Origin of the sequence: Pseudodesulfovibrio hydrargyri (genome assembly GCF_001874525.1) — a bacterium.
GTDB lineage: Bacteria > Desulfobacterota > Desulfovibrionia > Desulfovibrionales > Desulfovibrionaceae > Pseudodesulfovibrio > Pseudodesulfovibrio hydrargyri.
Genome location: NZ_LKAQ01000004.1, coordinates 2,794,593 through 2,803,249 on the forward strand (window position 1 = coordinate 2,794,593; position 8,657 = coordinate 2,803,249).

An 8,657-nucleotide genomic window follows, 5' to 3' on the forward strand; every position below is an offset into this window, starting at 1 on the left:
CTAGGCCTCGCTTCGCGCGGTCTTGCGGTTGCGGGTGCCGGACAACACGACCATGAGCACGGCGACGATGATCAGAGACGAGCCCGCGTAGCCGAGCAGGGAGAACTTCTCGCCGAACAGTCCGTAGGCCAGGATTGCGGCCACCAGCGGTTCGAAGGTGGCGATGACCGAGGCGTGGGTGGCGTCCATGCGCTTGAGGCCCGCGTAGTAGACCGAAAACGCGCCGTAGGAGGTGACCAGGGCCATGCCGATCAAAAGCAGCCACGCCTGGGGCGACTTGTCCACGAAATGGATGAACGGCCACAGCAGGAGCGCGCCGAAAGGCAGGGCGTAGACGAAGATGGTCGGCGTGGGATAACGGTACAGGAATTTCTTCCCGAAGATGTAGTAGAGGGCGTAGGTGAAGCCCGAGAGCAGCCCGGCGGCCAGGCCGAAGAGGTTCAGGTCGAAGGCCGAGCCGCTTGTCAGCTTGGGGCCCAGGCTGATGCAGGCCACACCCAGGATGGTCATGGCCACGCAGGCGGCCTTGATCAGGGTCATCTCCTCCTTGAGGACCAGCCGGGAGAGCAGGGCCACCCAGGCCGGGGCCGTGTACAGCAGCACGGCGGCCATGGCCATGCCCACGTCGCGGATGGCTATCTGGTAGGCCCCGTAGAACAGGGTCACGCAGATGACCCCGAAGCCGAGCAGGGCGGGCAGGTCAGAGCGGTGGGCCTTGAGCTGCCCGGCCACGGCGGCGTGGACCAGGAAGAACATCCAGCCGAACATGGCCCGCCAGAAGGCGATTTCCAGGGCGCTGACGCCCTCGGCCAGAACGAACTTGGTGAATACGCCGATGACGCCCCACATGAAGGCGGCGGCGAGGACATAGAGGAATCCGGTCATGGCTACAACTCGACCAGGGTCCCGGCCCCGGCTTTGGCGGCGCGTTCATAAATCAGGGCGGAGGCCATCACGTCGTGGGCGGCGATGCCCATGAGCACGGCCCCCCGGCGTCCCTTTCGCAGGGCGCGCTTGCCGCCCGCGCAGACCTCGCACATGTCCGCGTCGATCTCCTCGGGCAGGGGGTAACCGTTCCGGAAATAGGTGCCCGCTTCCTGGGTTCTTACGTATTGCTCGCGGTGGTCGCAGGTGAAGTGCGCGCCGGCGAAGACGTCCTCGTTCACGCAGGCATCGTAGTCCACGGCGATGACCAGGCAGTCGTCCTTGAGCCACTTCCTGCGCACGGGCCGGTCCGGCTCCTCGATCATGGGCGTGCAGGTGATCAGCACGTCGGCGTCGCGCACGGCGGTTTCGATGTCGGTGTGCAGGGAGAAGACCGCGCCCGGAAGCTGCGGGGCCATCTCGTCGATGAACCGCTGGACCGAGGGGGCGCGGAGGCCGCAGCAGCGGATCTCGTTCAACTCGGGGAAGACCTCCTTCATGGCCAGGAGATTGGTCCGGGCCTGGACGCCGGTTCCAACGATGGCCAGGCGGGAGGTCTCGGGGGCGCCGAAGTGGCGTGCGTAGACGCCCGACGCCGCGCCCGTGCGCCAGGCCGTGAGCCGGGCCGCGTCCATGATCGCCAGGGGCAGTCCGGTTTCGGGGTCGTTCACGACCATGACGCCGGAGATGTAGGGCAGCCCCTTGGCCGGGTTGGCCGGGTAGCCCGCGATGCACTTGACCCCGGCGCGGTCGATGCGCCCGCCGAGATGGCAGGGCATGGCGTGGATGAAACTGTCCTCGCGCGGGTGCACCCCGATCTTGGCGGGCATGCTGCCCAGCCCCTTGCCCAGGGCCGCGAAACCGGTCTCCACCGCGTCCATGAACTCGGCCATGGAGATCTCCAGGCGATCCATGTCCCCTGCCGATATGATGCGAACTTCCGAACCCATTTTACTCCCTTCGCGCCGCAATCAGTTCATTGAAACATCGCGCAAGGATGCTTCAATTTCCTTGCCAACGCAACCGGAAACCCTTGCCGGGGAGGGTGGTTGCGCGTATGCTCGACGCATGTTTTTCGAGGGGACGTTCAGCATCGACGCGTCCGGCGACGGCAGCCGCCTGGACCGGGCCCTCGAGGCGGTCATGCCCGGTTCCGGGCTGCGCCTGCGGCGTCGGCTGTGCGACGAAGGACACGTGTCGGTGGATGGCCGGGCCAGGAAGCCCGGCTACAAGGTCCGGGCCGGACAAACGGTGGAAATAGGGGAAGTGCGGGCAATGACGACAGCGGACGAACTGGGCCTGAGAATCGTCAGGTTGGAAGGGGGCTTCGCGGCCGTGAACAAGCCCGGCGGCGTGCACTCGGCGGCCATCTCGGGCAAGGACGAGCCCAGCGCCGAAGGCGTCCTGGCCGAACTGTTCCCGGGCTGCGAACCCGTGCTGCTCAACCGGTTGGACTATCTCACTTCCGGGCTGCTGCTGGTGGCCCTGACACCCGAGGCCCGCGAGGCGTACCTGCGCTGCGAGGCCGATGGGGCCATCAAGAAATTCTACCTGGCCCGCGTGCAGGGGCGGCTCGACGGGATCGTGTCCGTGCGCAGCCGACTCGACACGGACGACCGCAAGACGACCCGCGTCCTGGCCGAGCCGGACCCGGATTCCCGCCGATGGACCGGAATCACGGCCCTGTCCCACGACAACGCGGCGGGCACCTCCCTGGTCCGTTGCCTGATAATGAAAGGCGCGCGCCACCAGATCCGGGCGCACCTCTCCTCCATCGGCCATCCCATCCTGGGCGACCCCCTGTACGGCGGGGGCGAGAGCCCGCGCGGGCTGATGCTCCAGCACCAGCGCATCGAGATGCCCGGCTTTCAGGCCGAGGCCATTCCGCTGTTCTGATTCCGGCGGGGGCGGTTCCGGCTCAGGGGCCGATCCCGTAATGGTCGAAAATCCCCTTCAGTTCACCCGAGGCCCGCATCTCCCTGATCTTCCGCTCGACCATGCCGCGCAGTTCCTCGCCGTCGGGGCTGCGGGGCGAAAAGGCGATGCGGTTGTAGAACATGGCCACCGGCTCCGGGTCCACCCGGACGCGGTCGGCCACGCCTGCCTGCCGAGTGATGAAGCGGAAGGCCAGTGAGCCCACGAGCATGGCGTCGATGCGGTCGTTGAGCATGCACTCGAGGTTGGAGCACTGGGCCATGGTCGGGTTGTCGCAGGAGGTCATCTTGATTCTGGACGGGTCGCGTTCGTAGCGGGCCAGGTAGTCGTCCATCTCGCTGTTGCCGGTCCTGAACCCTTTGGGGATGGAAAAGCGGATTTGGTCCAGGGACTCGACGCCTTGGTATTGCCAGGCGCTGTCCGCGCGGGTGGCGAACTGGACCACGTTGATCATGTCCAGGTTGCGCACGAAGATAAAGTCCTCGGCATGGGCCGTGCCCGCATAGGAGATCGCGTCGTACCGGCCGTCCAGGGTCTCCTGGATGGCACGGACATAGGGCATTTCATGGAAGATCAGGCGGTATTTCGTGCCTTCGAAGGTCCGGCGCAGGACCTCGTGCATGATGCCGTCGTGCGGTGCCTCGGAGGGATCGCAGGCCAGGGGGCAGTACATGGACGTGGCCACGTCCACGTCTCGCGCATAAGCCGGAAAGGGGAGCAGCAGGGCGAGCAGGACAAGGCTGGTCAGGCATTTCATGGCGTATTCCTCGGGCTGAGGAAAGTCTATACCAAAAAACGAAAAAGTGGAACGGGTAAAAAAGGGAAGACCCGGCTTCCGCAGGGAGGCCGGGTCTTCTCGTCTCGCGGCCGGGCCGCGTTATTTCTTCTTGTCGAAGGCTTCCTGGAGCTTGGCGCCGAGCAGGCCCATGGAGCCGGTCTCGGCCTTGCGCTTGGGCGCGAACTCCTTCCAGTCGCCGTCCTCGCGGGCGTCGCCGGTGGTCAGGGATATTTTGCGCTCCCCGGCCTTGACCTCGCCGATAACCACCTCGACGGTGTCCCCGGCGTGCAACTTCTCGAAGGCGGCGGGCTTTTCGGAACGGGAGATGACCGACTTGGGCAGCAGGCCGGTGATGCCGGGTTCCAGCTGGATGAAGATGCCGAACTGCTCCTGCTTCTCGACCACGCCCTCGACCTTCCGGCCCGCCTGGTAGCGGTCGGCCACGCCGGACCACGGGTCGCCCTCGGCGTCCTTCATGGACAGGCTGATGCGCCGTTTGTCCGGGTCGATGGACTTGATTTTGACCGGGACCGAGTCGCCTTCCTTGACCATGTCCGAGGGCTTGTTCACGCGCTTGGTGTAGCTCATCTCGGAGACGTGGACCAAGCCGTCCACGCCCGGGGCGATCTCCACGAAGGCTCCGAATTCGGCCAGCCGGACGACCTTGCCGGTGACGATGTCGCCGGGGGCGAAGGTGGCGGACAGGGTGTCCCAGGGGTCCTGGGCCAGTTCCTTCATGGACAGGGAAATCTTCAGTCGGCCCTTGTCGTCATGCTCCAGGCGGGTGATCTTGGCCCGGACCTTCTGGCCCACGGAGACCGCCTCCTCGGGATGTCCCACGCGGCCGTAGCCGAGCTGGGAGATGTGCACCAGCCCTTCCAGGCCGGGCATGATCTCGACGAACGCGCCGAAGGCGGCCAGCCGGGTGACGATGCCTTCAACCTCATCGCCCACCTTTGTCTCGCTGACGAAGGACTGGGCGGACTCGGCGGCCTCGCGTTCCAGCAGGGCGCGGCGGGAGACCACGATGTTGCGGCCGTGGCTTTCCAGCTTGGTGATCAGGAATTCGTAGGTCTGGCCCACGTACTCCTCGGTGTTCTCCACGAAGCGGGCGTCGATCTGGCTCACGGGGCAAAACGCCCGGCGCTGCAGGATGGCCACGTTGAAGCCGCCCTTGCAGGTGGACTCCACCTTGCCTTCCACGGGCAGGGCTCCCGCCTTGGCCTCCTCGAGCATGGCCAGTCCGCCGATGCCGGAGATGGCGCGGGAGAGCTTGATGCCGCCGGAGTCCTTGCCGACCACGTACAACTCCACCTTGTCGCCTTCGGCCACGGTGCAGTTGCCGTCCTCGTCCAGCAGTTCCTCGCGCTCGACAATGCCGTCCAGCTTGGTGCCGGTGTCCACGAAGACCGTGTTCTCGCCCACCTGGATGACGGTGCCGGTCACCTTGTCGCCGACCGACAGATCGTCACCGCCGCCTTCGCTGTACTGTTCGAACAGTTCGGCGAAGGACTCTTCGCCTTCTTCCACGCCATTACGCTCTTTGAATTCTTCGGACACGTTGTCTCTACCGTTGGGTAAAAGGGTTAAGTCAGCAGGGCCTTGGCGAAGTCCTTGCCGTCAAAGGGACGGAGGTCTTCCATCTTCTCGCCGAGCCCCACAAAGGTGATCGGCAGTTTGTTCTGCAGGGTCACGGCGACCACCACGCCGCCTTTGGCCGTGCCGTCCAATTTGGTCAGGATAATCTCGTCCACGCCCACGGCCTGATTGAACAATTTGGTCTGGCTCAGGGCGTTCTGGCCTGTGGTTGCGTCGATGACCAGGATGTTGCGGTGGGGCGCGCCTTCGTGCTTCTTGCCCACCACGCGCTTGATCTTGGTCAGCTCCTCCATGAGGTTGGCCTTGGTATGCAGCCGCCCTGCGGTGTCCAGGAGCAGCAGGTCGTACCCCTCGTTGACGGCCTTGTCCATGGCTTCGTAGGCCACGGCCGCCGGGTCGGACCCTTCGGCCTTGGCGAAGAAGCCGGTCCCCAGGCGGTCGGCCCAGACGCGCAGCTGGTCGATGGCCGCGGCCCGGAAGGTGTCGCCCGCGGCGATGAGCACCTTGCGGCCCTGCATCTGGGCGCGGTAGGCCAGCTTGGCGATGGTCGTGGTCTTGCCCACGCCGTTGACGCCGATCATCATCAGCACCTCGGGCGGGTTCACGGCCTCGATGCGTTTCGGAACCTTGAAGATGTCCTCCAGTTCCTCGCGCAGGATGTCCTTGAAATCCTCGGGATTGTCGGTCCCGGCCTTGCGGGCGCGGGCCTTCAGGTTGTTCATGAGCTGGCCCGCCGCCTCCATGCCCACGTCGGCCATGATCAGAATTTCCTCGAATTCCTCCCAGAAGTCGTCGTCCAGGGAGGAGTGGGAGGAGAGCAGGCCGTCGATGCGCTTGGTGATCTGTTCGCGGGTCTTGGAGATGCCTTCGGAGAGCTTGAGGAACAGGCGGTCGCGTTCGTCCTCCTCGTCCTCCAGGTCAAGGGCCAGGGCCAACCGGTATTGCAGCTCGGACTTGAAGTCGGCCACGGCGTCGTAGCCCATGTCGTCGAGCCAGGCCTCGAACTTGGTGATGAAGTCGCCGGCTTCGGCCTCGGGCGCGCCCAAGGCCTTGAACAGGAAGGCCAACCGGTCCCACAGGGGTTGCCCTTTGCGGTCCACGCCTTCGACGATGATGTTCAGCCATTGGGAGAGCTTGGGTTCGGCTTGGCGCAGGGCCAGGGTCAGCCCGGCCTGCCAGTCCTCGCCTGGCGTGGGCGCGGCCACGTCGCTTGCGGGTGTTTCCGGGGCCGAGGCGGCCTGGGGCGCGGGTTCGGGAGCGGGCTCGGCCTTGGCCGGTTCGTCGAGTTCCAGCCCTTTTTCCCGCTTGTATTCGTCCAGGGCCTGCTGCGCCGCGTCTTCCGGTCTTGCCCAGGCTTTTTTCAGTTTGCTAAAAAATCCCATCAGGGCCTCTTATATTGATAACGTTGTCAGTTCGGGCGTAGTTAATAGCCTACCTCGTTGTAGGTGGCAATAGACGATGTCGCCCCCTACGTATTGCCATTATGCGTCCAAGCGGCTAAGAGCGAGGAAAAAATTCACCCAGAGGACGAATTCATGAAACGAACCAAGATAATCGACGCGCTGAACGCACAGGCCCCGGTGGAGGACATCCGCATCATGGGCTGGGTCCGCTCCAAGCGCGACAACAAGGGCTTTTCCTTCCTGGCCCTGAACGATGGCTCCTGCCTGGGCACCATCCAGGTCATCGTGGACCACACCCCGGAGATCGAGGCCGCCCTGGAGCGCACCGGCACCGGGGCGTCCGTGGCCGTCACCGGCGAATTGGTGGAGTCTCCGGGCAAGGGGCAGAAGTGGGAGGTGCGCGGAAAGACCGTTGAGGTTCTCGGCGAAGCGGACCAGGAGACCTTTCCCCTGCAGAAGAAGCGCCACTCCGACGAATTCTTGCGGACCATCGCCCACCTGCGTCCCCGGACCAACAAGTTCGGGGCCATGTTTCGCATGCGTTCGCGCCTGGCTCAGGCCGTGCATCGGTTCTTCGCGGACAAGGGCTTCTTCTACGTCCATACCCCGATCATCACCGGCAGCGACTGCGAGGGTGCGGGCGAGATGTTCCGCGTGACCTCGCTTGAGGCGGGCAGCAGGGAGCCGGTGGAAAACGACTTCTTCGGCAAGCCGTCCAACCTGACCGTGTCCGGCCAGCTCTCGGTGGAGATGTTCGCCCTGTCATTGGGCGACTGCTACACCTTCGGCCCGACCTTCCGGGCCGAGAACTCCAACACCCCGCGCCACGCGGCCGAGTTCTGGATGATCGAGCCGGAGATCTGCTTCGCGGACCTGGCCGACGACATGGATCTGGGCGAGGAGATGATCAAGTACCTGGTCGGGCATATGCTCGACAACTGCGCCGAGGACGTGGAGCTGTTCGCCCAGTGGGTGGACAAGTCCCTCATGCCCACGCTCGAGACCATCCTCAAGGAGCCGTTCGAACGGCTGCCCTACACCGAAGCCATCAATATATTGAAGAAGACCAAGAAGCAGTTCGAGTACCCGGTGGAGTGGGGCATCGACCTGCAGACCGAGCACGAGCGGTTCCTGTGCGAGGAGAAGTTCAAGAAGCCGGTCTACGTCTACGACTATCCCAAGACCATCAAGCCGTTCTACATGCGCATGAACGACGACGGCAAGACCGTGGCCGCCATGGACTGCCTGGTGCCGCGCATCGGCGAGATCATCGGCGGCAGCCAGCGCGAGGAGCGTCTGGACGTGCTCACGGCGCGTATGGGCGAAGTGGGTCTGAACAAGGAGGAGTATTGGTGGTACCTCGACTCCCGCCGATACGGCTCCGCGCCCCACGCCGGGTTCGGCATGGGCTTCGAGCGCATGCTCATGCTTGTCACGGGGGTGCACAACATCCGCGACGTCATCCCGTTCCCCAGGACGCCCAAGAGCCTTGAGTTCTAAATATATTAGTAATGGTCAATTTCGGGAGGCCCGGCGGAAAACCGCCGGGCCTTTCCTGTTGGTGAAGGGATGCGCGCTGGGAGAGTGAAGCTTGTCTTGGGGGAAATTGGGATGAATGGATCGGTGTCCAGACCAGGAAAAAGGCAGGGTGGTTTGAGGGAACCAGGGGGTGAATCGGGCGTCCATCAGAGGGGCGCAAGCGGACCGGCAAGGATTTGCACTTCGCAGTACTCAAAAAAACTTATGCTATTTCAGTGTGTTAAAAATGCAGCGGAGAAAGAGTTGAAAAAAGTTTAAAAAAGCGCTTGACCTCCGAGTGCGATTCACCTAGAACCTCTTTCGCCGCACGGGGAAGCCCTGTTGGAACGACCCGGCGGCTCGTTCTTTCTCAAGCATAATGAATGGTTGGCCGCTCCGGAAATTTGAAAAAAGTTTCAAAAAGTGGTTGACGGTTGATCTAGAAAAATCTAGATTGTAATTTCCCGCAATGCGCGGGACGTTCTTTGAGAGACAAGGCA

The 8,657-nt window shown here is 63.8% G+C and carries 7 protein-coding genes; 2 read left to right on the top strand and 5 right to left on the bottom strand.

Annotated elements, in window-relative coordinates:
- Both BerOc1_RS17260 and BerOc1_RS17265 read right to left on the bottom strand, forming a co-directional pair.
- Positions 1 to 885 (bottom strand): DMT family transporter, encoded by an 885-nt coding sequence (locus BerOc1_RS17260; RefSeq protein WP_071546998.1) that lies wholly within the window; start codon positions 883 to 885, stop codon positions 1 to 3.
- Between the two features lie 2 nt (positions 886 to 887).
- Positions 888 to 1,838: an ornithine cyclodeaminase family protein gene (locus tag BerOc1_RS17265; RefSeq protein WP_242653032.1), complete on the bottom strand. Its 951-nt coding sequence runs from the start codon at positions 1,836 to 1,838 to the stop codon at positions 888 to 890.
- Positions 1,839 to 1,992: 154 nt separating this feature from the next.
- Between BerOc1_RS17265 and BerOc1_RS17270 the strand changes: the two genes are divergently transcribed.
- Entirely contained in the window at positions 1,993 to 2,820 is an 828-nt protein-coding gene (locus BerOc1_RS17270; RefSeq protein ID WP_071547000.1) for an RluA family pseudouridine synthase, read from the top strand.
- Positions 2,821 to 2,842: 22 nt separating this feature from the next.
- Here the strand turns inward: BerOc1_RS17270 and BerOc1_RS17275 are convergent, their stop codons facing one another.
- The 3 genes from BerOc1_RS17275 to ftsY form a co-directional block, all read right to left on the bottom strand.
- Positions 2,843 to 3,616: a substrate-binding periplasmic protein gene (locus tag BerOc1_RS17275; RefSeq protein WP_071547001.1), complete on the bottom strand. Its 774-nt coding sequence runs from the start codon at positions 3,614 to 3,616 to the stop codon at positions 2,843 to 2,845.
- 120 nt (positions 3,617 to 3,736) lie between these two features.
- Positions 3,737 to 5,197 carry a 30S ribosomal protein S1 gene (locus BerOc1_RS17280; RefSeq protein ID WP_071547002.1) on the bottom strand — a complete coding sequence of 487 codons (1,461 nt, stop codon included), beginning with the start codon at positions 5,195 to 5,197 and terminating at the stop codon, positions 3,737 to 3,739.
- A 26-nt stretch (positions 5,198 to 5,223) separates the two neighbouring features.
- Complete coding sequence (gene ftsY / locus BerOc1_RS17285) at positions 5,224 to 6,618, bottom strand: signal recognition particle-docking protein FtsY (protein ID WP_071547003.1); 1,395 nt, start codon at positions 6,616 to 6,618, stop codon at positions 5,224 to 5,226.
- A gap of 153 nt (positions 6,619 to 6,771) precedes the next feature.
- Here ftsY and asnS point away from each other — a divergent pair, with 153 nt between their 5' ends.
- Positions 6,772 to 8,139 (top strand): asparagine--tRNA ligase, encoded by a 1,368-nt coding sequence (asnS, locus tag BerOc1_RS17290; protein WP_071547004.1) that lies wholly within the window; start codon positions 6,772 to 6,774, stop codon positions 8,137 to 8,139.
- The last annotated feature ends 518 nt before the right edge of the window (positions 8,140 to 8,657 follow it).